This is a genomic window from Pelomicrobium sp. G1 (genome assembly GCF_051905455.1).
Classification (GTDB): Bacteria; Pseudomonadota; Gammaproteobacteria; order Burkholderiales; family UBA6910; genus Pelomicrobium.
Genome location: NZ_JBQACR010000295.1, coordinates 1 through 288 on the forward strand (window position 1 = coordinate 1; position 288 = coordinate 288).

Sequence of the window (288 nt, forward strand, 5' to 3'; positions counted from 1 at the left end):
CCCTGTGGGGTGGGGAGGGCGAAGCCGGGGGCGGTTTCTTCGAGAGCTTGGGAGAGGTGGAAGCGCGGCTTGCCGAGCATGGGCGGAGTCTGGACGAGGCGTTGGCCGATGGGAGCGTGACCTATATCGAGCCGCTCCCCGAGCCGCCCATCCGCTCGGCCACCGACTTCGCTGCCCTGGCGGAGGCGGTGGAGGCCGGGGTGATCGAGCGGGACGTGGTGGAGTTCGGCCCGGGCGTGACGGCGGCCGAGGTTTCGCTTTCCTGGGGGCGCATCGAGCGGGCCTCCC

Annotated in this window: 1 protein-coding gene; it reads left to right on the plus strand. The window is 71.9% G+C overall.

Going from position 1 to position 288, the window contains the following annotated elements; translation table 11 throughout:
- Window positions 1-288: hypothetical protein (locus tag ACTFO6_RS18570; protein WP_439935851.1), on the plus strand; the 288-nt coding region annotated here is incomplete at both ends.